Origin of the sequence: Pseudovibrio sp. WM33 (assembly GCF_001623165.1) — a bacterium.
Taxonomy (GTDB): domain Bacteria; phylum Pseudomonadota; class Alphaproteobacteria; order Rhizobiales; family Stappiaceae; genus Pseudovibrio.
In genome coordinates this window covers 105,612-131,196 of sequence record NZ_LMCK01000063.1, presented here as the reverse complement: position 1 = coordinate 131,196, position 25,585 = coordinate 105,612, and the positions used below count along the sequence as shown (strand labels likewise).

The 25,585-nt window shown below is 51.6% G+C and carries 20 protein-coding genes; 12 read left to right on the top strand and 8 right to left on the bottom strand.

Annotation, left to right across the window (positions count from 1 at the left end):
* Positions 1 to 153: 153 nt before the first annotated feature.
* Positions 154 to 426 carry a hypothetical protein gene (locus PsWM33_RS12010; RefSeq protein WP_063300385.1) on the top strand — a complete coding sequence of 91 codons (273 nt, stop codon included), beginning with the start codon at positions 154 to 156 and terminating at the stop codon, positions 424 to 426.
* Positions 427 to 603: 177 nt separating this feature from the next.
* Here PsWM33_RS12010 and PsWM33_RS12005 read toward each other — a convergent pair whose 3' ends face one another.
* Positions 604 to 1,137 (bottom strand): GNAT family N-acetyltransferase, encoded by a 534-nt coding sequence (locus tag PsWM33_RS12005; protein ID WP_082826982.1) that lies wholly within the window; start codon positions 1,135 to 1,137, stop codon positions 604 to 606.
* A 157-nt stretch (positions 1,138 to 1,294) separates the two neighbouring features.
* Positions 1,295 to 3,103, bottom strand: a complete 1,809-nt coding sequence (locus tag PsWM33_RS12000) for a M2 family metallopeptidase (protein WP_206599002.1) — start codon at positions 3,101 to 3,103, stop codon at positions 1,295 to 1,297.
* A 400-nt stretch (positions 3,104 to 3,503) separates the two neighbouring features.
* On the opposite strand from PsWM33_RS12000, the gene PsWM33_RS11995 reads away from it, so the two are divergent.
* The 5 genes from PsWM33_RS11995 to PsWM33_RS11975 all read left to right on the top strand — a co-directional run bounded on the left by PsWM33_RS11995 (position 3,504) and on the right by PsWM33_RS11975 (position 10,394).
* Positions 3,504 to 4,832: a flavin monoamine oxidase family protein gene (locus PsWM33_RS11995; RefSeq protein ID WP_063300398.1), complete on the top strand. Its 1,329-nt coding sequence runs from the start codon at positions 3,504 to 3,506 to the stop codon at positions 4,830 to 4,832.
* Between the two features lie 139 nt (positions 4,833 to 4,971).
* Positions 4,972 to 5,568: an NAD(P)H:quinone oxidoreductase gene (gene wrbA / locus PsWM33_RS11990; RefSeq protein ID WP_063294686.1), complete on the top strand. Its 597-nt coding sequence runs from the start codon at positions 4,972 to 4,974 to the stop codon at positions 5,566 to 5,568.
* 212 nt (positions 5,569 to 5,780) lie between these two features.
* Positions 5,781 to 7,217, top strand: a complete 1,437-nt coding sequence (locus tag PsWM33_RS11985; RefSeq protein ID WP_063300382.1) for an MFS transporter — start codon at positions 5,781 to 5,783, stop codon at positions 7,215 to 7,217.
* A 161-nt stretch (positions 7,218 to 7,378) separates the two neighbouring features.
* Positions 7,379 to 8,083, top strand: coding sequence for an aquaporin (locus PsWM33_RS11980; RefSeq protein WP_063300381.1), 705 nt, complete (start codon positions 7,379 to 7,381; stop codon positions 8,081 to 8,083).
* A gap of 235 nt (positions 8,084 to 8,318) precedes the next feature.
* Positions 8,319 to 10,394, top strand: coding sequence for a TonB-dependent receptor domain-containing protein (locus PsWM33_RS11975; RefSeq protein WP_063300380.1), 2,076 nt, complete (start codon positions 8,319 to 8,321; stop codon positions 10,392 to 10,394).
* Positions 10,395 to 10,546: 152 nt separating this feature from the next.
* Here PsWM33_RS11975 and PsWM33_RS11970 read toward each other — a convergent pair whose 3' ends face one another.
* Positions 10,547 to 11,365, bottom strand: a complete 819-nt coding sequence (locus tag PsWM33_RS11970; protein WP_063286267.1) for a HesA/MoeB/ThiF family protein — start codon at positions 11,363 to 11,365, stop codon at positions 10,547 to 10,549.
* A gap of 16 nt (positions 11,366 to 11,381) precedes the next feature.
* Entirely contained in the window at positions 11,382 to 12,467 is a 1,086-nt protein-coding gene (hrcA, locus tag PsWM33_RS11965) for a heat-inducible transcriptional repressor HrcA (RefSeq protein ID WP_057463266.1), read from the bottom strand.
* 191 nt (positions 12,468 to 12,658) lie between these two features.
* On the opposite strand from hrcA, the gene rph reads away from it, so the two are divergent.
* The 6 genes from rph to PsWM33_RS11935 all read left to right on the top strand — a co-directional run bounded on the left by rph (position 12,659) and on the right by PsWM33_RS11935 (position 18,597).
* Positions 12,659 to 13,378, top strand: a complete 720-nt coding sequence (rph, locus tag PsWM33_RS11960; RefSeq protein ID WP_082596820.1) for a ribonuclease PH — start codon at positions 12,659 to 12,661, stop codon at positions 13,376 to 13,378.
* Positions 13,378 to 14,019: an RdgB/HAM1 family non-canonical purine NTP pyrophosphatase gene (gene rdgB, locus PsWM33_RS11955; RefSeq protein WP_063300379.1), complete on the top strand. Its 642-nt coding sequence runs from the start codon at positions 13,378 to 13,380 to the stop codon at positions 14,017 to 14,019. Before rph ends, rdgB begins: the two co-directional genes overlap by 1 nt.
* Positions 14,020 to 14,098: 79 nt before the next feature.
* Positions 14,099 to 15,262 (top strand): radical SAM family heme chaperone HemW, encoded by a 1,164-nt coding sequence (gene hemW, locus PsWM33_RS11950; protein WP_063300378.1) that lies wholly within the window; start codon positions 14,099 to 14,101, stop codon positions 15,260 to 15,262.
* A gap of 372 nt (positions 15,263 to 15,634) precedes the next feature.
* On the top strand, positions 15,635 to 17,155 hold the full coding sequence (phaZ, locus tag PsWM33_RS11945) for a polyhydroxyalkanoate depolymerase (RefSeq protein WP_063300397.1): 1,521 nt from the start codon (positions 15,635 to 15,637) through the stop codon (positions 17,153 to 17,155).
* A gap of 108 nt (positions 17,156 to 17,263) precedes the next feature.
* The gene (locus PsWM33_RS11940) at positions 17,264 to 17,677 is read left to right on the top strand and encodes a DUF2852 domain-containing protein (RefSeq protein WP_063294363.1); all 414 of its coding nucleotides are present in this window, start codon (positions 17,264 to 17,266) and stop codon (positions 17,675 to 17,677) included.
* Between the two features lie 176 nt (positions 17,678 to 17,853).
* Positions 17,854 to 18,597, top strand: a complete 744-nt coding sequence (locus PsWM33_RS11935; protein ID WP_063300377.1) for a M48 family metallopeptidase — start codon at positions 17,854 to 17,856, stop codon at positions 18,595 to 18,597.
* Here PsWM33_RS11935 and PsWM33_RS11930 read toward each other — a convergent pair whose 3' ends face one another.
* The 4 genes from PsWM33_RS11930 to PsWM33_RS28410 form a co-directional block, all read right to left on the bottom strand.
* Positions 18,598 to 21,000 (bottom strand): transglycosylase domain-containing protein, encoded by a 2,403-nt coding sequence (locus PsWM33_RS11930; protein WP_244276691.1) that lies wholly within the window; start codon positions 20,998 to 21,000, stop codon positions 18,598 to 18,600.
* Positions 21,001 to 21,295: 295 nt separating this feature from the next.
* Positions 21,296 to 22,138 (bottom strand): GNAT family N-acetyltransferase, encoded by an 843-nt coding sequence (locus tag PsWM33_RS11925; protein ID WP_153039934.1) that lies wholly within the window; start codon positions 22,136 to 22,138, stop codon positions 21,296 to 21,298.
* Between the two features lie 360 nt (positions 22,139 to 22,498).
* The gene (locus PsWM33_RS11920) at positions 22,499 to 24,736 is read right to left on the bottom strand and encodes a PAS domain-containing hybrid sensor histidine kinase/response regulator (protein ID WP_208991638.1); all 2,238 of its coding nucleotides are present in this window, start codon (positions 24,734 to 24,736) and stop codon (positions 22,499 to 22,501) included.
* A 64-nt stretch (positions 24,737 to 24,800) separates the two neighbouring features.
* On the bottom strand, positions 24,801 to 25,585 hold a 785-nt coding region (locus tag PsWM33_RS28410; protein WP_244276690.1), incomplete at its 5' end, for an ATP-binding protein.

Sequence of the window (25,585 nt, the reverse complement as noted above, 5' to 3'; positions counted from 1 at the left end):
CTATGAGCGGGAGGGCGGTGAATACAATACCTCCTTCGGGGGGGAATAAACTCGCCTGTCGTTGTCAGGTTGTGAACCTCCCGCTCGCCAGCGGGCCATCACAAGCTCGTTGCCGTTGCGGTTCTTCAACAGCCTACTACGAGGGCCTTGAGAATGGACGACACCGCATGCGCATGTAGCGCCACAAACACGCTTCAAAACGAAATTGACGAAGTCATCATAGCCGTCTCGGATTTGGAAAATCTGGCTTATATGCAGCAATTAGTGCTGAATGAGCGGATGAAGGAATGCCGAGAACGCGATGCTTTGTTCACTCTGCAACAAGCCTTACGCGACCGACTGGAAGCATTAAGAAAAACCTGCGGAATACTGGAGCGGGTCGCCCATCCGCAGCCAAAAAAATCCAAACTATCGCTTCTTGAATAAGTCACTGTGATCGGTGCCTGAGGTGTCTGCCATTACACCCCGCACGATCACCTCTCATAGGCGCCCTGCTGGTCTGCGGCCCACCCTCCGCAGGCCAGCACACCACACAATTGCGTCTAAGTCTCTGACCAACTGAGGCTTCTGCTTAACTTAATCCTGTTCTGAATACGCAAGCCACTAGGTTTTCTCATCCCTCACATAAAGCTCGTGGGGCAATCCATCCTCTGTGAAGTCTTTGCAATAGCGAAAGCCTGCGTGTTGAGAGCAGTGGAGTGCAGAAGCGTTTTCGGGGCGGTGACCAACGCAAAAGAACTGATCCTCAGCGCAGACAAGCGGCTTCACATGCTCAACCGCAGCATTCAGCATGACGCTTCCTAGTTGTTGGCCTAGGGAAGCAGGATCGCCGATGTAGTAATCGAAGCTAACACCAGCTGTTATACCAATTGTATCGGTGCCGTACTCTGGAAAGGCGCGGTTCAGATACCATTGCAGATAACCGAAGGGCGCGCCGTTAAGCTCCGCGATCAGGCAGTTGGTTGGATGATTGCTCGAAATGCGGCACGCATAGCGCTCTGTTACTTGCTTAAGCGTGCTGGGCTCACGCTCATAAAAGGGCCGCAGATGGGGTTGGTTGAGCCATTCATGCAATAAAGGCATGTCCGAGACGGTAAGGGCCCTCATTCGAACAGTGATGCTTTGCGCCTCGCTCATGACCAATGCCTCCGTTTTCCCTGCGTTCAAAACTCTAGCCCATCCAAACTTGCTCCAACAGGCCTCCAAGCAAAACAAACCCCGCCATGAAAGACGGGGTTTGATAATATCCGGCGGACTTGCAGGCCATTAAGGCCGGCAGGATTACCTTGCTGGTCTACCAGCCGCAGGATTTTCCTTTGTTTTGCTCGTCCAGATAAGCTTGGAGCGGAGCAAAATATTCCAAAATAGCTGTCGCGTCGGCCTCACGGCTTCCGGTGAAGGCTTCAAGGCTGTCTTGCCATGGAAGCGCAGCGCCTGTTTCCAACATCGCGTTGAACTTCTCGCCGACTTCCTTGTTGCCATAGATGGAGCACGCCGCCAGCGGGCCTTCCCACCCTGCAAGGCGACAAGCCTCGCGGTAAAACTGGAACTGGAAGATGTGTGCCAGAAAATAGCGCGTGTACGGCACGTTGTTTGGAATGTGGTACTTGGCACCCGGATCAAACGCGTCCGCTGCACGGTCAACTGGTGCTGCAACACCTTGATACTTCTCGCGAAGATCCCACCAACCATCATTGTAGGTCTCTGGAGTCAGCTCGCCGTTAAACACCTTCCAGCGCCACTGGTCCACCAGCAGGCCAAATGGCAAAAACGCAATCTTATCCAGCGCCTGCGCCAACAAGATGTTCGTGTTTACGTCTTCGGAAGCATCCAACGGTAAAAGGTCAATTTGCTTCAGGTACTTAGGCGTAATGGACAGGCTCACCATGTCCCCAATCGCCTCGTGGAACCCGTCGTTCGGGTCATCCTGATACATGGGGGACTGGTGGTTATAGGCGCGCTGGTAGAAGTTGTGACCCAGCTCATGGTGAACGGTGTTGAAGTCCGACCCCGTCACCTCGGTGCACATCTTAATGCGCAAATCATCCTTACCATCCACATTCCAGGCAGATGCATGGCACTGCACATCCCGGTCGCGCGGCTCGGTAATCAACGAGCGTTCGTAAAACGTCTCAGGCAGAGGGTCAAAGCCAAGCGAGGTGAAGAACCCTTCGGCCGTCTTCACCATCTTCAACGGCGTATAGTTCTGCTCTTCCAGCAGTTTGGTCAGGTCGTAGCCCTGCTCGTTCCCGTCTGCAGCAACAAGCGGATAGATGTTGCCCCAGGACTGAGCCCACATATTACCCAGCAAATGCGCGGGAATTGGCCCATCTGCAGGCACTTTATCGGCTCCGTAATGATCCACCAGCTTATCTCGCACATAACAATGCAAACTGTCATAAAGCGGCTTCACTTCACCCCAGAGGCGATCAACATCCTGACGAAAATCATCCGGGTCCATGTCGTATTTGGAACGCCACATAGAGCCAGTGTCTTTAAAGCCAAGCTCGCTGGACCCTTGGTTGGCGATGGCGACCATCTCCGTGTACATGTCCTTCATAGGCGGAGAGACAGTGCGCCAGCCCTTCCAAACTTCAAGCAACTTGTCGTAATCACGACTTGTCGCCATGATGCGGCTAAGCTTGGAAAGAGACAGCGCCTCACCATCAATCTCATACTTGCCCGTACCGTAAATGGTTTCCATCTGGGTGTTGATCTGCGCAAGCTTCTTGATCTTGGCTGGATCATTCTCAGGCGCAGGCAACGTCAGGTTCAGCTTCAAAAGCTTCATCTTGCGGGCAAGGTCTGGCGGAAGGTCAAGTCCGTCATATTGTTTGGTCTGGTTGGCGAGAGAAACATAGAGCTTCGTGGTGCGCTCTGACATCAGCGCATTCAGCCAGTTGGTGTCATAGGTGATGAAATTGGCATTCACCCAGGCAACGCGGCCAGCTTCCTCGCCGATCTCCTGAATGGCTTTTTCGGAGGTTTCAATAAACGCTCTCGCATCCTCAACGCTGACTTTCTTCTCGGCATCAGCCAGCGCTGAACTCAGCGGAATAAGCGCAAATGAAAGTGCGGGTAATACAGATAACAACCGCTTCAAAGCAGCCTCCCCAACCATGGCATATTTTAGAGATTTCAGACGAATTTCTAATGCATAATCTCTCTGTTATGCCGTTACGGTAAGGGTTTTATCCTGTAAGTCTAGCCCGTTTTACCGCGATATTTCTCCTATTTTGGGTTCCAGCTAGCAAAATTATTGCATTTGCAATTTAGAAGAATCTTCAACACTGAACCCGTTTCACGCACAAAGCCGCAATGCCTGAAAACGTATAATGATTGTGCTTGAAACCACGTTTGGGATGAGCGGCAGCTCCCTGCGCGAGTCGCAGCAAATACCGTGTGGGTCAGGTCCACACAGTGATCACGCCGCGTTCACTCATCTGGTGGTATGTCCCACAATTAATGCCCCGGGCCATCACCCCTCATCATTTGAGTTGAACATGACAGACATGTCCAGAAGACAATTGCTGCTCTCCGGTGCCGCCTTCTCTGCCGCCCCTCTCTTTGTTGGCCGAGCACAGGCAGCAGATACGGATGTTGTGGTTGTTGGCGCTGGAGCGGCGGGCATCTCTGCTGCACGCTCACTGAAAAGCCGCGGCTACTCTGTCATCGCAATCGAAGCATCAGGCCGCATCGGTGGTAGAATTCTCACAGACACCGAGAGCTTTGGTGTTCCGTTCGACATGGGGGCGTCTCGCCTTCACAACAGAGCAAACAACCCGTTTGCCGATTATGGCATCGCCAACGGGTTTGATATCTATCGCGCACCTGATGAAACCCTCATGTATGTGGGTGATCGCCCCATAAACCAGAATGAGCAGGCAGAATTGCTGTTGGCACAGCGGAAGGCTCTGCAAGCAATGTGGCGTGCTGGTCGCAATGGGCTGGATGTCTCCCCCGCCAGCGTCATTCCAGATCTGGGCAATTGGAGCCTGACCGTTGATTTTCTGATTGGTGCCTACGAAATCGCAAAGGATCTCGACAGCTTCTCGTGTGTCGACTGGTTTTCAGCAGAAGGGGGTAGTGATTTCTATTGCCGGCAGGGCATTGGCGCGCTGTTCCAGCACTCAGCGCAGGACGTAGCGGTACAAACCGATGTCACTGCAGAGAAAATTCGCTGGGGAGGTCAGGGCGTACAGGTAGAAACCAGCGATGGCACCCTAACCGCTAAGGCTGTGGTTGTAACAGTTTCAACGGGCGTTCTTGCTTCTGGCGATATCCAGTTTGACCCTCCTCGGCCTGCGCGAAAGCAAGAGGCAATTCAAGAGCTTCCAATGGGTCACTACTTCCACGTTGGTTTGCTATTGAGTGAAAATATCTTCGGCACCAGTTCAGATGCCTACTTCAACTACAAGGTGGAGGAAGAACTCAACGGCTCTCCGAAAGCCTTTGGAGCATTGACCAATGCAGGTGGAACAGGCCTCTGCTATTTCGATATGGGCGGAGATTTCGCAAAACATCTGCTCGAAGCAGGCAACAACGCTGCCTACGACTTCGTCGTCTCTGAACTGAAACGCATGTTTGGCAACCAGATCGAAAAATACATCATAGAGTCAAACAGCTACGACTGGCTTCATAACCCATACACCTATGGCTCATACGCCGCGGCCAAACCAGACGGTTTCTGGGCCAGAGATGAAATGAGCGAGAGCATTGCAGATCGCATCTGGTTTGCAGGAGAAGCCATGAGCCCGGATGACTGGTCAACAATCGCCAGCGCCCACAAATCCGGCATTACTGCTGCGCAGGAAATTGCGGAAACTGTTTAACCTCAGATGCTCAGCGGTGCTTGAACTTGGTGTTCTCACAGCCCCGGAATTTCTGGATATGATAGAGGTGTAGTTTCTGTAGGGTTGCAGTGCCGATGACGGGATCAGCTGGTCATCGTTTATCCCTGCAGGAGCAAACATGACCAAAATTCTCATTCTCTACTACTCAGCCTATGGACACATAGAAACTCTCGCCAACGCCTTCGCGGAAGGTGTTGAAGAAGCTGGCGTCACCCCCACAATCAAACGCGTACCAGAGCTGACGCCGGAAGAAGTTGCGCGTGCACACCATTTCAAAATGGACCAGCCCGCCCCAATCGCTGACCCTAATGAGCTTGCAGACTATGATGCCATCATTTTTGGTACTCCCACCCGGTTTGGAAATATGGCCTCGCAAATGCGCAGCTTTTTGGACCAGACCGGCGGATTGTGGGTTCAGGGCAAACTGGCAGGCAAGGTGGCAAGCGTTTTCACGTCCACTGGATCAGGGTCTGGCAATGAGACCACAATCACATCCTTTTGGAGTACGCTGGCCCACCAGGGAATGGTCATTGTGGGATTGCCTTACACCTGTCCTGAGTTGTCAGACATATCTGAAGTGTTAGGTGGGTCACCCTATGGAGCCGGCACCATTGCGGGAGGTGACGGTTCCCTCAAGCCAAAAGAAAAAGAGCTGAAAATGGCTCGCTTCCAAGGAAAACATGTGACCGAAATAGCGAAAAAACTCAGTGCCTAAACCCTAAGAAGAGTCCCAGCAATTGCGGAGGATGCCCGGAGGCAATTACGCCGATGAAGCTTGCAAAATCCTCAATCGCAGTTCAGGATCCTGGAAAATATCTCAGACAATGTCCTTGACCTCAACTTAACCTGAGGAGTTAGAACGCTCCAAAACACCAGCAAAGAAACATAACAAATATGTTGGTTGGAACGTTCTTGAAAGGAATTTAAATGCAGGAAACGGGCGCAGGCCCCAGCAGCAGTTGGGGTGAACTATTTACGGGTAAACAGGCCATTGCTTCATTGGTTTTGTCAGGTGGGATCGCGTTGCATGCCGTGAACACTTACATCTCTGCAACCATGCTCCCTTCCATCACCGCTGACATTGGTGGGTTGGACTATTACGCATGGAACACCAGTCTCTTCATCCTTGCTGCAATTATAAGCGCAGCCGTTGCAGGCAAAGTATTGCAGCGTATTGGTGCGCGGCAGTCCTTCTTCCTCGCAGGCCTTGTGTTCATGACGGGCAGTGGCTTGGCCGCGATTGCACCCAACATGGCAATCATGCTGCTGGGGCGTTCCGTTCAAGGAGCTGGCGGAGGTCTGATCTTCACTTTCTGCTATTCCATGATTGCATTTATGTATCCAGAACGGCTCTGGTCCCGCGCTTTCGCACTAATTTCAGGCACATGGGGCATCACCACACTGTTCGGTCCAGCCATTGGCGGCATTTTTGCTGAATTAGGTGTATGGCGTGCCGGATTTGGTGTTCTGGTTCCCATCACAATCCTCTACATCATCGCCACGCTTTCCCTTTTGCCAAAACATCGCTCTGTGCACGCCGTACCTGTTGGTCAGCTGGGCCTACTGGCAGGGTCCGTGCTCGTACTCTCTATAACCAGCGTGTTTGAAGAGGTGATCTGGAGCATTCTGGGCGTTGCCCTTTCTGTTGCAATGATCTTGTTGCTGATGAAGCGTGAGCAGAAGGCATCCACTCGCCTTTTTCCCAAAGGCGCCTTGGCTTGGGGATCGCCGCTTTTCTTTGTATTTGCCAGCATGGCCCTGTTGATCCTCTGCGTGAATACGGAATTTTTCATGCCGTTCTATCTCCAGAAGTTGTTCGCTGTTTTTCCGTTATGGGCTGGATACATTGCAGCAACGGTTTCAATTGGGTGGGCTTCAATGGAGGTCTATAGCGCTCGTTTCACAGATCAGGCCATGCGCAGAGTGGTAAATGTTGGTCCAGTCCTCATGGCCTTAGGTCTCATCACGCTGGCTGTTGTCCTCCCAACCGGGACTGAAGGCAACCTCATGTTACTCTCCGTAGTGACGTTGGCCCTCATCTGCATTGGTGCAGGCATTGGCATCGGCTGGCCGCATCTGGGTGTGTTCGCTCTTCATTTGACGCCGGATGATGACAAAGAAAACGCTGCTTCTGCTCTGGCAACGGTTCAAACATTCGCCGTAGCGTTCGGTACCGCGCTCGCTGGCCTCATTGCCAACTCAACCGGCTTCAACAGTACGGTTGGGACTGCAGGTATTGCCAACTCAGCCTTCTGGCTCTTCTCCAGTTTTGCGGTCTTTGGCATTCTCGGCATATTCAGCGCACGCAAAATCACCAATTGGCATGTAAGTGCCGATCTGAAAGAGGCTGAGACACACTTCTAACTATATGAAGAAAAAAGAAGTTCCGCCTCCATCCGTGCTGGTGCCTTCCGAAAGATCTAGCAATGCATGCTTAAGGCAATCGTTAGATTTCTGGTTACCCTAAACGTAAGTTAGAAATCTCACTGTCATACCTCCCTCAGATCAATATGAGGAGAAGTGTCATGTTGGGGAAACTAGGCGCAGAATTTGTAGGAACCTTTGCCCTGGTCTCCGCTGTGTGCGGCGGGGCATTGGTTTCCTATGCACCGGTTGAATGGTATGGCGGATCTGGCTTGCTGGGCGTTGCCTTTGCAGTTGGTCTTTCAGTTGTCTGTATGGCTTACGCGTTCGGCAATGTGTCAGGTGCTCATGTCAATCCATCGGTGACCATCGGCCTTTGGGCTGTAAAACGGTTCCCAACCTCAGATGTGGTCCCCTACATCATCGTGCAGGTGATTGGCGGTACAGCAGCAGCCTTTGTATTCTGGATCATTCTCGCCCATGGCCCGAGCGACCCTCCGGGCTTTGCCTCCAACGGTTATGGGGAGCATTCAAACGGTGGCTTTTCCGAAATAGCAGTCGGCATTACCGAAATCACAGTCACAGCGATGTTCCTGATCGTCATTATTGGTGCAACTTCCCAAAAAGCACCCGCAGCCCTCGCTCCGCTTGCCATTGGGCTCATGCTCGCGTGCATGCACATCATCGCGTTTCCGATTTCCGGCGCGTCTTTGAAACCGGCTCGGTCCACGGCGACCGCTGTTATTAATGGAGGTTGGGCACTTGAGCAGCTTTGGTTGTTCTGGCTGGCACCAATAGTTGGAGCGCTCATCGGAGCGGCAGTCTGCTGGATAATCGGCACCTGTGGTCGTGAGGAAACAGATTAACCAACGGAGATGCAATCGTTTTTTGGCCTCCTTCGCAATCAGGAACCTGCGAAGGAGGCTTTTCTGATGAATGCACTCAATCCCCAGCTAGGGAAAAACCCTCAATTTAAAACTTGACTATTATATTCATGTTTATAAAACACGGATAGAAACAACGTTTGCAAAACGCAAACACAAGCTAGCCAAAGCAGCGTCTCAGCCAGCCACTCCCATAAAAATTCAGACTGAGGCGACCATGTCCATTTCGCGCTATTCCCGTGCGGCCCTCCTGGCCAGCACAACCCTCTCGCTCGCCCTGATTTCTGCGGCTGTTTCAGCGCAGGAAGCTAAACAGCCTGTTGCTGCCGACAGCCCTGCAACCATGCTGGATGAAATCATTGTTTCAGCAGGTAAAGAGAAGGTGGCGATTGATACACCTCAGGCTGTGACTTCAGTCTCTCAGGAGCAAATTGAAGCAGCCCAAGCAAGCACATTGGGTGAGATCCTCGATGCGGTCCCGGGGATCACCACTATAAATGCTGACAATGCGCTGGGGCAGTCCATTAATATTCGCGGTATCGGCTCTGCTCTCGGTTCCGGTGAAAATCGTAATATCATTCAAGTGGATGGCGTCACCTCCTACTTCGAGATGTACCGTGCTGGCTCTTTCTTCTTCGATTCTGAATTGCTTAAGGAAGTCGAGGTTCTACGTGGGCCAGCTGCCTCCACATTATTCAGCGCAGGCGCGCTTGGTGGTGTGGTCAGTGCGCGTACGAAAGATGCTAGCGATTTGCTGGAGGGAGATGACAAACTGGCCGTCCGCACCAAAGCTATGTGGGACTCGAACGGCAATGGTGCGCGAAGCACAGTTACAGTCGCTGCCCGACCTCTGGAAAATCTGGAGCTATTGGTCAACCTGAACTATGGCCGTGATGGAGACTATGAGGGTGCTGATGGCGCAGACCTCGGCAACTCCCGCATGACAGATCTCTCAGGCCTCGCCAAGTTGAAATACAGCTTCGGTGTCGATAACGATCAATCTCTCACCGCAAGCTATTTCAACGTCAATAAGTCTGGGTATGGCCTATATGACCAGACCACCTTTAGTCCCGGATTTGGTTATGCGGACCAAACCACAAGCGAACAACAGGCACTGCTTGCTTACGAAAACGCTTTTTCTGGCAATGATTTGTTGGATGTAAAAGCACAGGTATCCTGGAGCCAGACCAAGCGTGATTTGGATGATATTACGTTCCGCGCAGGTCCTAGTGCTCCTTTGGGAACTGAAGCTGAGTACGTCTACAACAACTGGCAGGCAAAACTGGAAAACACATCGGAATTTCGGCTTTCCGAAGGCGTAGAAACCTACTTCACCTACGGGGTGGAAGGGAAATATCAGGAGCGTCTTAACCCGCGTCTGAATCCGGATGGAAGCTCAACGCCGGGCTCCTCATCGCATCCAGAAGGTGAAACACATACCCTTGGTGTGTTCGGGCAGGCTGAGTTTGTAATTCATGACCGCCTTACACTCATTCCTGGAATGCGTGTTGACCATTCTCGCCTGAAGCCGGGGACCGGCGTTGCTCTGCGCAAAGATCTGAATGAGACGGCCTATTCTCCAAAACTTGCAGCAATTTATGAGCTGACAAACTGGTTGAATGTATTTGGTTCTGTTGCACACACAGAACGCATGCCAGTTTTGGATGAAGTTTTCTCGGGTGATGGCTTTACCGATCTCGGAAAAGAAAAATCTAACAATTTTGAAGCTGGCTTAGGCTTTAAATTCAATGACGTATTGTTGGAAAATGATAGCCTCCGTTTCAAAGTAACGGGCTTTTACAACAACATCGACAACTACCTCTATTCCTCTCGCGATCATGCAACGAACAAGACAATTACAACTGCTATTGATGAAGCGCGGATCAAAGGCATCGAGTTAGAAGCAGTTTATTCCTCTGATAGCTGGTACGGCAATCTGGGTGCTTCAGTCACACGAGGTGACAACCTTTCTGATGATGAATATCTGGATAGCGTGGCGGCAGATAATCTTTTCCTTTCAGTAGGATATAAGATTACCGACTATAATCTGGATGTTTCCTGGCGCTCTGATTTATACGCAGAACAGGACCGCGTGAACGATGCTGACGATGCTTCGCCAGGTTATGCGCTGCACAGTGCGCGTTTAGCCTGGAAGCCTGAAGATGGGTTCCTTGCAGGCTCAGAAGTACGCGCAAGCGTGACTAATATTTTCGATCAGAAACACACAGCGCATCTGAGTGAAACCGAAGGTAAAGGTCGGTCCTTTAAGCTTAGCTTGGCGAAAACGTTTTAAGCCTCTCTTCGGTGCGTTGCAAATGCAGTGTGTCTGGCAATGCTGGTGAGACAGATTTGCCTGAATGAGGCTAGGCCTTCTGTGGCGGAAAGGCCGGGATCGGCGGGGAAGAAATTCTCCGCCGTTTTCTTTTGTAACTCAATTACGCTGGATCAGCCGTGCTCAGTTTCCAGCATTTCACTCCATGTTTTTGGCGTGTCGCCGTTGAGCGGGTTCTTTGCAGAACGTTTGTACTTGATGGTTTCAAAATGCATGCTCAGTGTGTCTGCCAGCAACAGGCGCCCAACCAGACCTTCACCAAACCCAACGATTTCCTTGATCACCTCAAGCGCCTGCAATGTGCCAACCAGGCCTGTCAAAGCACCCAAAACACCCGCCTCTGTGCAGGTCGGGATGGAGCCAGCCTCAGGGCGTTTGGGGAACAGGCAGCGATAAGTTGGGTTGATGTAGTTGCCCTCATCATCGCGCTCAAATGGTTTCAGTAGCGTAACAGAGCCGTCAAACTGGCCCACAGCAGCGGTAACGAGCGGACGTCCTGCATAAAAACACGCATCCGAAACGAGGTAACGGGTGGCAAAGTTATCAGAGCCATCAACCACGATATGGTAATCGTTGATCAACGCCATCGCATTCTGCCCACTAATGCGTGTCGGATGCGGAACAACGCGCACATTCGGGTTCAGTCGAGCGATCGCCTCCGCCGCACTGGCAACTTTAGGCTCGCCAAGCTTCTCCGTGTCATGGATGATCTGACGCTGAAGGTTAGACAGCGAAACAACATCATCATCAACAATGCCGATGGTGCCGACGCCAGCCGCCGCAAGGTATTGCAGAACCGGCGCACCAAGCCCCCCTGCTCCAATCACCAAAACACGCGCAGCTTTTAGTTTTTGTTGTCCCGGGCCACCAACATCCCGCAGGACGATGTGGCGGGCATAACGTTCCAGTTCAGAAGCTGTAAGGGAAAGCAATTGGGACTCCAGTAGTTTAACCGAGCATACGGCTCACCAGTCGGGCTGTGTAATCCACCATGGGAATGACACGCGCATAATTGAGACGAGTCGGCCCGATAACACCAAGAACGCCCACAACGCGCTGTTCACTATCGCGGTATGGAGACACGATCAAGGAAGAACCGGAAAGCGAGAACAGCTTGTTTTCTGACCCGATAAAAATACGTACGCCTTCGCCGCCCTTTGCAAGATCGAGCAGGCGGATCAGCTCACTCTTGTTCTCCAAATCATCAAACAGTAAGCGAATACGCTCCAGATCTTCCTTCGCACCCACGTTTTCCAGCAGGTTGGAGCGTCCACGCACGATCAGTGTTCCGGGATCATTCTTGTCCCCACCCCAAACAGCAACACCTGCATCCACCACTTTGGACGTCAGCGTATCCAGCTCGGCTTGAAATTCGTTTCGCTGCCGAACTAGCTCAGATTGCGCATCGGCTAGCGTGCGGTTTCTGATGATGGAGTTGAGGTAATTCGAGGCTTCGGTTAATGCAGACGGTGGCAAGCCAGCAGGCAGATCGACAACACGGTTTTCAACGGAACCGTCCTCACTCACCAGCACAACAAGCGCTTTAAGCGGTTCAATCTGCACAAACTCGATATGGCGAAGGGTGGTGTCCGTCTTGTTGGAAAGAACAACCCCCGCCCCGCGGCTCAAACCAGATAACATCTGACTGGCTTCGGTCAGAACTTGTTCCGGTGTTTTCTCGCCACCTTTAGCCTTCACCTGAACGGCAATCTGCTCGCGCTCTTCCTTGGTCAGATCGCCAACTTCCAAAAAACCGTCCACGAACAGACGAAGACCAGACTGCGTCGGCAAGCGTCCAGCACTGGTGTGCGGAGAGTAGAGCAGCCCATGGTGCTCCAGATCTGCCATTACGTTGCGAATAGAGGCCGGAGACAGAGGTTGCGAAAGCCCGCGTGCAAGGTTGCGAGACCCCAACGGTTCGCCGGTATCAAGGTAGTTCTCGACAATGCGCCGGAAGACCTCACGGGAACGTTCATCAAGATCCTCAAGAGGGACAGAAGGAGGAACGCTCGTCACGGTATCGGTACTCCACATCAACAGCAGGTTTGGGCCAAAGCCTGTATTCAATCCCTAACACAGGACAATTGAACAGCCAAAACTCATTTTTAGCAGAAAATAGCCTCTCAAACCAAAACCAGTCTTTGCGCTAACGGCAATCCGCAGCTAAAAGATCCGCAATACCATTTGTGAATTTGTAGCTATTAAGCAACCCGAGGGAGCTTGCCTTGAACCGTCCATCCAAACGTACACCAGAAGAAATGCGTCCAGTCAGCCTGGAGCGCGGTGTTGCCAAACATGCCGAAGGCTCCTGCCTGATCAAATTCGGCGATACCCATGTTCTGTGTACCGCAAGTTTGGAAGAGCGTGTTCCGCCGTGGCTCCGTGGTCAGAACCGTGGCTGGGTAACTGCAGAATACGGCATGCTGCCACGCGCAACTCATGACCGTATGCGCCGTGAATCCTCCGCAGGCAAGCAGTCTGGCCGTACTCAGGAAATCCAGCGCCTCATTGGCCGCTCTCTGCGTGCTGTCGTTGATCTGGGTGCTCTGGGCGAGCGTCAGATCTCCGTTGACTGTGATGTCATTCAGGCAGACGGCGGCACCCGTACAGCGTCTATCACCGGCGCTTGGGTTGCTCTGCACGACTGTCTGAAATGGATGGAAGCGCGCGACATGGTCAAAACCGATAAGGTTCTCAAAGACCACATCGCAGCGATCTCCTGCGGCATCTACGAAGGTACTCCGGTTGCTGATCTGGATTACATCGAAGACTCCTCTGCTGACACTGACGCAAACTTCGTCATGACTGGCAAAGGCGGCATTGTTGAAATTCAGGGTACTGCTGAAGGTGAGCCATTCTCCGAAGAAGAACTCGGCCAGCTCATGGGTCTTGCAAAACAGTCCATTTCCAAACTGGTTGAACTGCAGAAGCTGACGGTGCTCTGATGCAGGCAGACACAACAGAAAACCGCCGCCTGGAACCTGGCAAGCTCGTGCTTGCCAGTCACAACAAGGGCAAGCTGCGCGAAATTCAGGACATGCTTGCACCGCATGGCTTTGAAGTTCTCTCTGCTGGTGATCTGAACCTGCCAGAGCCAGTGGAAGATGGCGACACGTTTGAAGCAAACGCTGCAATCAAAGCACTTGCTGCGGCAACGGCCACTGGCCTGCCTGCCCTTGCAGATGACAGCGGTTTTTGTGTAAACGGCCTCAACGGCGATCCCGGCATCTACTCCGCACGTTGGGCTGGGCCAGGCAAAGACTTTGGCGTTGCCATGCAGGCCGTGCAGGACAAGTTGACCGAAACGAACGCTACAGACCGGACCGCTTACTTCGTTGCTGTGCTGTGCATGGCATGGCCGGATGGGCACACTCAGTTCTACCGTGGTGAGATCCATGGCGACCTGGCGTGGCCACCACGCGGTCTGGAAGGCTTCGGCTACGACCCAATGTTCGTTCCGGAAGGTTTCGACAGAACCTTCGGTGAGATGGACAAGCAAGAAAAACACAAAACAAAAGAAGGCGAAGCGCTGTCACATCGCGCACGCGCCTTTGTTAAGTTTCAAAAAGAGTGTTTGCCAGCGTAATGCGTGTTCCAGAAAATTGAATACCGATTTTCGGATAAGAACTCGTGCAAAATACGTTGGCAATCACAAAGGAAAAAGAATGACTGTGTCACCGGTTGGCGGCTTTGGGATTTACGTGCATTGGCCTTTTTGTTTGGCAAAATGCCCATATTGCGACTTTAACTCCCACGTGCGCCACCAGCCGGTTTCGCAGGAACATTACGCCAAAGCTCTGGCAACAGAGCTGGCACGCTATGCGCAGATGGTGCCGGGTCGCACCGTTGACTCCGTCTTCTTCGGCGGCGGCACGCCATCTTTGATGGAGCCGAAAACCGTTGAGACGATCCTCAATGAAGTTGCGCGCCTCTGGCATCTGCCGTCCACCGCTGAAATCTCCATGGAAGCCAACCCAACCAGCGTGGAAGCAACTCGCTTTGCAGGCTACAGATCTGCAGGCGTAAACCGCCTCTCCGTTGGTATTCAGGCGTTGGATGACAAGGAACTGAAGATCCTTGGTCGCCAGCATTCTGTTTCGGAGGCGATTCAAGCTGTTGAAATTGCGCGCAAAACTTTCCCACGCATCTCGTTTGATCTGATCTACGCCCGCCCAAATCAAACCTTGACGGCATGGGAGCAAGAGCTCAACCGTGCTATCGATCTGGCCGCTGATCACCTCTCCATGTATCAGCTCACCATCGAAAGCGGCACCATGTTCCAGCGCTTGTATGCGGCTGGAAAGCTGGAGATGCTGGACCCTGATCTAGCCGCAGACATGTTTGATCTGACGCAGGAGGTTACAGCAGCACGCGGTTTGCCGGCCTATGAGGTCTCAAACCACGCGGCGCCTGACGCTCTGTGCCAGCACAACCTCATTTACTGGCGTTATGGTGATTACGTCGGTGTTGGACCGGGTGCACACGGCCGATTGACGCTGGAAGATGGCACCAAGCTGGCAACCTCGACTGAAAAACATCCGGAAACATGGCTAGGTTTGGTTGAAAGTCAGGGCCACGGCTCTATTTCTGAAGACATACTTGGTCATGGCGAGCAGGGTGACGAGTTGTTGTTGATGGGTATGCGATTGCATGAAGGCATTGACGTACCACGTTATGAACAGCTCTCTGGCCGTCAGTTCAATCCGCAGAGATTGTTAAATCTGCAGGAAAACGGCATGGTAGAATGGGTAAGCAACACTCGCCTGCGTGCAACGCAAGCTGGCTTTCCCCTACTGGATGCCGTAATTGCTGAGCTGGCTTCCGATTAGCATTCCCAAATAAAATTCATTAGCGATTTCAACTTAGTGAAATAATTGCAGTCGAATTACTCGATTCGATTGGGGTATTAATTTACATATTGTGCAATGCAACATAATTGATTACACTGACATGTACCTCAGCGATGGTGAAGAACCTATTGATCTTCAATGCAAGTTAAGGTTGGTTTGAATTTCTCCATGAGTCTATGTTGCTGAAAAGGTATAGAGCTGTCTATACTTTTGCGGTGCAGCACTTCGGGCTAAAGTGTATTCGTGTTGCGGAAATCAAGAATTACATGAACAAGAGTTGGCTGAAGCGAACGTCTTGGGAGGAAACATTCTGTGCTGTTCTACCACTTGTATGAAATGAACCATGCAGCGATGTCCCCTGTCCGGGCTGCAGCAGACATGACAAGATTGTGCTTTCAAAACCCGCTCAATCCCATGTCACACACGCAGGTTGGTCGCACGGTTGCTGCATCCTGTGAGATGCTTGAGCGCGTAACTCGTCGTTATGGCAAGCCGGAGTTTGAGCTCGACACCACTGTCGTGGATGGCAAAGAAGTAGACATCACGGAAGAAATCATCTGGGCGAAACCATTTTGCGGCCTGTTGCACTTCAAGCGTGATTTACCTCAAAGCAGAAAAGACGATCCTAAAATTCTGATCGTCTCGCCCATGTCTGGCCACTATGCAACTCTTCTGCGCGGCACTGTTGAAGCCTTACTGCCAAATCTGGATGTTTACATCACGGACTGGGAAGACGCGCGTCAGGTGCCCGTCGCTGATGGCCGTTTCGACCTTGACGATTACATCGAATACATCATGCAGATGCTGCATTATCTGGGGCCAAATACGCACGTTCTGGCGGTTTGCCAGCCATCCGTTCCAGTTTATGCAGCCGTTGCCTTGATGGAAGAGAACGGAGACAAATGCGCTCCGGCGACTATGACGCTGATGGGTGGCCCAATTGACACCCGCGAAGCGCCAACCGCCGTGAATGATCTGGCCGTCGAAAAAGGTATCGATTGGTTCAAGCGCAATGTTGTCATGGAAGTTCCCTTCCCGCACAAAGGCTTCACGCGACAGGTTTATCCGGGCTTCCTCCAGCTCTCTGGCTTCATGAGCATGAATCTGGACCGGCACATGGTTGCCCACCGCGATTTCTTCCAGCATCTGATTGAGGGTGATGGTGACAGCGCTGAGAAGCATCGTGACTTCTATGATGAATATCTCGCTGTTATGGATCTGACCTCCGAATTCTATCTCCAGACCGTGGAGACCGTGTTCATCGAGCATTCGCTGCCAAAAGGCGAAATGATGCATCGTGGCAAGATGGTTGATCCACAAAAGATCACCGGCACGGCGCTGTTTACCGTTGAAGGCGAAAACGACGACATTTCTGGTGTGGGTCAAACCCAAGCGGCTCAAAAGCTGGCTGAAAACATCCCATCCAACCGCCGGTTGCACTACATCCAGCCCAGTGTAGGCCACTATGGTGTGTTTAACGGTTCAAAGTATCGTTCTGAAATCGCGCCACGTATCGTCAAGTTCATTCAGGATAATCCAAGAAACGTGCGTGCGGAGCAAGTTTCCAAACGTGCAGTGAAAAAGACCCTGCGTGAAAACACCTCTGAGAAAATTGCGGGTGACCCACTACGCGAAATCCTGCTTGCTGAGCCAAAAGGCGCTGCAGATGACCTGCAGTTGATCAGCGGTGTTGGACCTAAACTAGAGCGGGCTTTGAACGGCGCAGGTATCTTCCACTACTGGCAAATTGCAAATCTGACAGAACATCAGGCCGCGGCGCTGGACGATCGTTTGGATATTCGCGGACGCATGGTTCGGGATAATTGGGTTGAGCAGGCACGCCGTCTCAATGAAACAGTGCATTCCAACTGAACGTAAGTGAAGATAACCCATCGTCTAATAAAATTTCATTCTATCTCTTGAAAGTAAAATAAAATCATCCCATCTCAAGCTTGTTGATTTGAGAAAGGGGTGATTTTAATGAATGTAAATGCAATAAAACCCTCCTGGAATCCTCTAAGTATTGCACTTATGGTTCTTGGATTCGTAGTTTTCTGGCCTCTTGGCCTTGCTATGCTTGCCTACATCTTATGGGGCGACAACTTTAATGGCTGGAAGCGTGAAGCTAAATGCCAATGGAATCGTAGCAACTTGAAAAATACGATGGACAATATGCAAAATGCGACCCGCAGCGGTAATGCTGCATTTGACGACTACCGTGAAAAAGAGCTGACCCGCTTGGAAGAAGAGCGCAGAAAGCTTGATAGCATGCGTCAGGAATTCGATGATTACATGAACGACCTGCGTCGGGCTAAAGATCAGGAAGAATTCGACCGCTTCATGAGAAACCGCCACAACCGTCCAGGTGAGCCATCTGCTGGTGAAGCAATCTAGTGGTTCTCTAAGGTTCATAACAAGCATCTGGTGCTCTGCTTTTGCAGGGCACCCTTTTGTGCGTTGAGGCTTACTCGCAAAGCAACACACACGCTAAAGTAATTCGCACTGGTTGACTTTCAAATCGCCCCTTTCTCTGCAATAACGAGAGCGACCAGTGCAATTTTTGAGGTGATATGGGGTTCTTTGCGACAAAGGTTTTGCCAGAGTTTATTGAGGTGGATTTGGGGCATAAGCCACTGCAAATCCGCCTGAAACGCAACTCCAGAGCAAAACGCTATATCCTTAGAATTCCCCCTGGAGACCCAACACCTGTCATCACTGTTCCTGCTCGCGGCAATCTGAAAACAGCCCAGGATTTCGCCAACCGGCAAGTCGAGTGGCTGAAGCAAAGATTGGGCTCTCGTCCGAATACCATCAAATTTGAAGAGGGTGCCCGCATCCCCATTAAAGGTGTCCTGCACACCTTACGGTCTTCTGGCAAACTGCGTGGGCTTGCGAAGGTTGATCTCGAAGAAGAGACGGATGAACCGCTGTTGTTACTGCCGGGCGAAACCCAAAGCTTTCATCGAAAAACCAAAGATTTTCTGCGCAAATCAGCCAAAGAAGCTCTTGAGGCACACGTACAACACTTCACAAAGAAGCTTGGACGCAACTACCATAGCATCACATTGCGAGACACCAAGAGTCGATGGGGATCCTGCTCGTATGATGGGAAATTATCGTTCTCTTGGCGCCTTGTGATGGCACCACCCGACATTTTGGAGTATGTAGCCGCTCACGAAGTTGCTCACTTGGTGAAACTGGATCATTCACCAGAGTTCTGGCGTGTTTGCGAGCAGTTAGCACCCCACACAAAGCAAGCCCAACGCTGGCTCAAAGAGCACGGCTCTCAACTTCACCTTTACGGACAGGAATAGCTAACCACCGCCAAACAACCTTCCAAGCAGGTCCAGTGGACTTGTGCTGGTGTTGTTTTGTGGGCGCGGAGCTGTTGTTGCTTGAACTGCAGGCCTTGGTGGCTGTGGTTGCTGAGGAGCTGCCACAAATGTTGGTTGACGACGCGTAGGCGCGGTACCCGGCTTTAGCAATGGTGATGTTTCCGCAAGATTAATCGGCACACCCGGCAGTCTGGCAATCGGGATACCCTGATGCTCTGTCTCCATCACCCATGCCCAGATTTCTGCTGGCAGTGTACCCCCACTCACCTTCTTCATTGGCTTGTTGTTGTCGTTTCCAAGCCAAACCGCAGTGGTGAGCGAGTTTGTATAACCAATGAACCACGCATCTTTGTAGCCTTGAGTTGTTCCGGTTTTGCCTCCCGCCGGTCGACCAGCCAGCAAAGCTCGCTTTCCTGTGCCTCCATAAACTGTCTGCGCCATCATAGTGTTGATTTCACTCAGCTTATCTCCGCGAACAACGCGTCCTGTACCATCACCAGATCGGCGATAAAGCACTTTGCCATGTTCATTTCGAATTTGCCGTACCACATGAGGAACGACGCCATATCCGCCATTGGAGAAAGGCACATACGCAGCTGCAATTTCAAGCGGAGTGACCTCAGAAGTTCCAAGAGCGATGGACGGATTGGACTTGAGTGCGGATGTAATGCCCAGACGACGTGCTGTACGCGCCACATTGGCCGGGCCAACCTCATGCGCCAGCTTTGCTGCAACGGTGTTGATCGAAAATGCAAGCGCTTGCGTCAGTGTCACATCGCCATAGTATCGCTTGGTGTAGTTCTTCGGCGTCCAGCCCCTGTAGGTGACACGAGCATCCCTGCGGACAGTATTAGGGGTCATACCCCGTTCCAACGCAGCAAGATAAACAAACGGTTTGAAGGCAGATCCCGGCTGTCTGCGTGCGTATACAGCGCGGTTGAACTGGCTTTTCCGATAATCAACACCGCCAACCAGAGCACGAATTGCACCACTGCGATTGAGCGTAACAACCGCGCCTTGAGTGACATTAAACTCTCGGCGAGACTCCACAATTCGAGTGGTCAGCGCCGTTTCTGCCGCTTGCTGCATGTCCCAATCGATGGTGGTATCGACGATGATGTCCTCGCCAATAGAGCCGACGAAGCCAGGTAGCAACTCCATCACATAATCAGCAACATAATTGCCACTGCTGCTGTTATGGCTGGTGACGACGTGCGCCGGGTTGAACAGTGCGTTCTTGGCGTCATCAGCGGTGATGAAGCCAGCCTTGTGCATTGATGCGATCACCACCTGCGCACGACCCTCTGCAAGAGCGGCATTGCGTGTGGGGGCATACTTACTAGGTGCTTTCAGCAGTCCTGCTATGGTTGCCGCTTCAGCAAGGTTGATGAGATGAGCGGATTTTCCAAAATAAACCCGCGAGGCGGCATCAACACCATAAGCCCCTGCGCCGAGATAGACCCGGTTAAGGTACATCTCCAGAATTTCGTCCTTGCTGTAATTCCACTCCAACCACAGTGCCATCACCACTTCCTGCATCTTACGTCGCATGGTGCGCTCAGGCTTTAGGAACAGGTTCTTCGCCAGCTGCTGTGTGAGTGTTGATCCGCCCTGCACAGTTCGACCGCTGGTGTAATTGACAAATGCAGCGCGAGCGAGACCGATTGGATCGATGCCGAAATGATACCTGAACCGCCTGTCTTCGATAGCCATCACAGCTTCAGGCAGATACGTAGGTAACTGCTCCAAACGGACGGCCTCTCCGCCGGTATCCCCACGATTGGCGATCAAAGTGCCGTTTGCTGAAACGATGCGCACGTTAGGTGGGCGTTGCGGAACAGCCCACTCCGAAGCTGGTGGCAAATGCGCAGCGTAATAGGTGAGAATACCGCCAACAACGACGATCCCCCAAATGCCAAGTACGACGCTCCAATACATGGAAAAGCGAAAGGACTTCCACAAAAACCGTCGAAATTTGCTTTGGCTCTTTGGTTTGCCAGAGGAGGTTGCTGCATCAAGAGCTGCCAGTGTCTGTTGACGTGCCTTGCGGCTAGGTTTCTTGGCAGGCTTCTTTGCTGACGCTGCTTGCGCAGGCCTGGGACGCTGAGGAGCAAGTTTTCTGGCCTGTGCCGTTGGGTTTTGAGGTGAAGAGCGTTGCCCTGATGATGATTGCTTGCTTGGAGCACTGGCCTTGCTCGGACGGCGAATATAATCTTCGACCTCGTCCGGACGCAATGCGACACCCTGCAAGCGTGGGCGTTGAGGTTGTGCTGGGCGTTTTGGCCGCTGTCCTTCGGGATGTTGAGGTGGCTTGCCGGAAGGGCGTTGCCCGGGGCGCACTGGCCTCCGTTTTCTGCCATTTCCATTTTGGCCTGTCGCCATAACTCTAAAACACCTCAGTACCAATCACTCAAATTTTGGGCAAATATTGCCATTAAAGATTGAGCAAGCCTGAACAAACTCAGGCTGCTGACCGCTTGGGAGAGAGGTCGCAACCTGGATACAAAACACGAACGATTTTAGGGAAACACGCTTAATTGAGCGTTAAGCTATTGAGGTGAATTGCGCGCAGTTGGCCGGGAAATGCCACAAATATGCAGAGATGCTAGCGCTTCTACGCAAATATAACAGGGCGGAAACCCGCCCTCTCCATTTTGAGACACTGATCGCTCTGTGTTCAGCTGGAATACCGACTGGCATCTTGGCCATAGTAATTCACATAGCGTGAGTTCAGCTTGGACACTGGCATGATGATCAAAACATCAGTGGTGCCGAACTGGTGATCAACAACTGCTCCGTTACCGATATAGGCGCCAAGGCGTAGATATCCTTTAATCAGCGGTGGCAGAGAACGAAGCGCAGCGCGTTGATCCACCTGATCTTTCGCAATGCGGTTCATTTCCACATACTGGTCTGGCAGCGCTGATACGTGCCATTCTTCCGGTGCACTAGCAAAGTGGTGCAGGAAGGAAAGTTGCTCAGCAAGAAGATCAGGATCGGTACCTTCGATAGAGGCGCAGCCAATCATTACATCTACATTGTGCGTCAGCACATAAGACCAGATGCCATGCCATAGCAATTCTACGGTCTTCTTGGTGCGATAAGGTTTCAAAACACAAGAACGACCGAGTTCCATGAAATTCAGATCACTGTGACGATCCAGAATCCCTTGAATATCAAACTCGCCTGCTGTGTAGAAACCGCCATTGAGCTGTGCAAGTTCCTGACGGAGCAATCGGTATGTGCCTACAATCTGCGGCTTGAGTTTGGAAAACGGTTTGTTGCGAACCTGACTGTTGTGATCAACGACCAATAGATGATCACAAATCTCGTCATAACTGTCGCGATCAAGACGCGATAACTGCGTTTGTGCATCTGCAATAGCGGACATCTCTTCGTAAAACACTTCGTAGCGTAAACGTTGAGATTGCTTGAGTTCTTTGGCTCCGTTGGAAAGACGAACCTCGAGTGGGCCGACCTTACCGAGGCTTTGTCTTGCCTCCGGCATTTTTCCAAGCATTGCCTGAGGGATCCACCGTGGCGCAGGTCGCCCTGACAGTTTGCTCGGTGTAATTTTTTTTAGGACTTTCATCGGGGAGATATGTCCAGATCCAGCCATACTATTATTATCTCATATTGCTTAGGTATTTAAGAAACATTGCAATAATGAGAACGCCTTTCTGAATTTGCACCAATCGAGTCACCCATGTCAATTTTGGGTAGTCAATTTGTGATATAAGCCCATTTTAGGACAGTTGAGTGACATAACACCAACATTTACCCAGGTAACGACGCTCACATCTGCTTAACAATGCTGCGGTCGCGGTTAATCTGAGTATAACAACCGCCTCGTGATATTGAACAGGCTAAATATACCGAGCTATCCCTTAGCATAGCGTTTTAAAACAGCTTCGAGATCCTGCTTTTTTAGGGGTTTGCTTAAAAAACCGTCTGCTCCGGCATTAAGAGCCTCTTCTTTTGCGTCTGGCATAACATCTGCTGAAACAACATAAATTGGCACCTGCGATGCGGTTTTTTCTTCTCGGCCTCTAATTTTTGAGATGGCTTCAAGTCCATCCAGACCGGGCATGTGCAGATCCATGAGCACAATATCAAACGAGCCGCTGGCACAGAGCGAAACAGCCTTATGCCCATCCTCAGCAAGCTCGGATGTGTGGCCCAGTTTGTCCAGTAGTGCTTGAACCAGCATCCAGTTAATTGGGTTGTCTTCGGCCACTAACACATTAAGGTTTGTGCTTTGGCCTTGATGTGTAGACGCCACCTCTTCTTCTGTTACATCGTTACCAACCTCGTCAGTCTGCAGCGAGGTGGGTGAGAACACCCGAAGTAATGAGCTGCGACGAACAGGACGGGTCAAGTAACCAGAAAACTCTCCGGTCTTGATATCGGCAATCCGCGCCCGTTCCTGAGGTTTAATGAGGACAAATATCTCGGGTGCACTCTCAGATTGCTGCCCATAGAAATTGCGAATGCGTTCTACATATTCTTCACCAACAAGCAAACGGTCAAACTGTGTCGTAAGAGACAAACCTTCTAGTTCAGCTGCTGCCAGAACCTTGGTGTGATTGAAACCGCTTGTGCTCAGCGTTTTATAGACGAGGTCGGCCTCAATCTTATTGCTGGTCATGATCGCGATACGATCATCATGGTCTTTTACAAGGTCCTCTGAAATCTCATCAACTGGCATCTCAAGAAGGAAAGTGGAGCCACAACCCAGCTGACTCTGAACGGTGAGTGAACTTCCCATAAGCTCCGCTAGCCGTTTGGAAATTGCCAAGCCCAGGCCAGCTCCATCGAACTTACGGTCACGCCCATATTCACCCTGTTCAAACTCCCGGAAGATGCGAGCTGCTGTGACGTCATCCATGCCGGGGCCAGTGTCTTGAACCGCGAACTCCAGCAAGTGGTGGCCTGTAGTATCTGTAGTGACTTGCAGGGCTAAAGAAACACCGCCTTCTTCTGTAAATTTGATCGCGTTTCCAACCAGATTATATAGGATTTGCTGCAACCGTGCCGGGTCACTCTGGATGGTTTTTGGTACGGCTGGATTGATAAATGAACCAATCTGCAGCCCCTTTGCATGGGCTTTGGGAGAGAGCAGCTCCACAACGCGCTCCACTAACGGAGCAAGCTCAACATTGCCAGTCTCTAACTCCAACTTTCCCGCTTCGATCTTGGAGTAATCAAGAACCTCATCAATGAGCATCAAAAGTGTGGAGCCTGAAGTTCTGATCGCATTAATGTAATTTTGCTGCTCTGCAGTGGTTGTCGTGTCATCCAACAAATCCGCCATGCCCAAGACACCGTTTAAGGGCGTGCGAATTTCGTGACTGACCATCGCGAGGAAGCGAGATTTTGCCTCGCTGGCATTTGCAGCATGGTCACGGTCTTCCCGTAGCTTTTGCTCAGCTTGTCGCCTATCTGTGACATCAGTCAGGATCCACTGAATGATAGGAGCTCCACCGCTGCCATCGCGAATGCTCAGGCGCAGGAGTGAATACCAGCGGGTGCCATGTTTTGTGCGCAAGGCAACGTCTTCGGTGGTCCCAGCAGCCCCTTCCTCAAGATCAGGAGTAAAGTCTTCGGCATAAGGCAGATGAATGGCCCCTCCGATCTCAACTCCAAACCCAGCTGGAAAATTGCGTTTTCCTGCATCATTGACAGACAGCACCACTCCATTGCTATCACAACGGATTACAATGGCGCCCAGCGCATCCAGAATAGAACGGTGCCGATCATCCGCTTCACGCAGCTGCCAGTCAGTATCGCTAGCTAATTCTGATGGGTCTTCAAGTTGCTCCACTTCACTCTGGATTTGAGCCGCTTTCCAACTTTGGGCGATAACGTCACTTGCTGGAAACCGGCGAAACAAGACAGCGCCAGCCCCAAAAGCAAGCAACACAACATAGAAACCTTGCAAGGACTGCCAATCAGTTAGCAGCAGCGCAATCAGCAAGCATATAACGCCCACGAAAATGGAGAGGCTCTTTAGAACAAAGGATGATTTCTCGGTGATTTCGCTTTGCTTAATCAGAGACACGCGAGCCTGAGTAACAACATGGGTGCTCTCCTCAGTTTTCAGTCTCCGTTTCAACACAGCTTTTGCTCCACCTGAACTATTTCGGTAAATCAGTAAAATTCAATTGGTAGGATATAACAGATTATGCTGCGGCCAAATAGGCGGAAGAGCGTTTGAAACTCAGGGCCTCGGCCAAGTGAATGCGCTGAACGGCCTCTGACCCGTCCATATCTGCAATTGTCCGTGATAGTTTCAAAACACGATGGTATCCACGTGCAGAAAGACCAAATTGTATGGAGGCCTGTTCAATCAACTCCTTACTGCCTTGATTCAATGCAACAATTTGCTCAATAGTCCGCGCACTGGCATGTGCGTTGACAGTGATATCTAACCCAAGAGAGGCATAGCGAGCTTGCTGTATTGCACGAGCACGTGCCACACGTTGAGCAACCACCTGCGAACTCTCAGAAGTGCGCGGGCTGATCAGGTCTCTTGCAGAAACCGCGGGAACATGCAGTTGCAAATCCATCCGGTCAAGGAATGGCCCGGACACTCGTGATTGATAAGAACTGGCGCATTTTTCGCCTCGCCTGCAAGTGTGTCCCGGCTCTCCTGCATAACCGCAACGGCAAGGGTTCATCGCAGCAACCACTTGCACCATAGATGGGTAGCTCACACGATAATTGGCACGAACAATCGTCACCACACCGTTCTCAATAGGCTGTCTCAAGCTGTCCAGAACGGAACTATCGAACTCTGGCAGCTCATCCAAAAAAAGCACACCATTGTGAGCCATGGACACTTCGCCGGGTCTGGCTTTTATGCCACCGCCAACCAGTGAGGCCATGGAGGCAGAGTGATGCGGTGCCCGGAAGGGACGTTGATTGCTCAAGGCACCATCTTCCAGCTCACCTGATATGGAAGCGA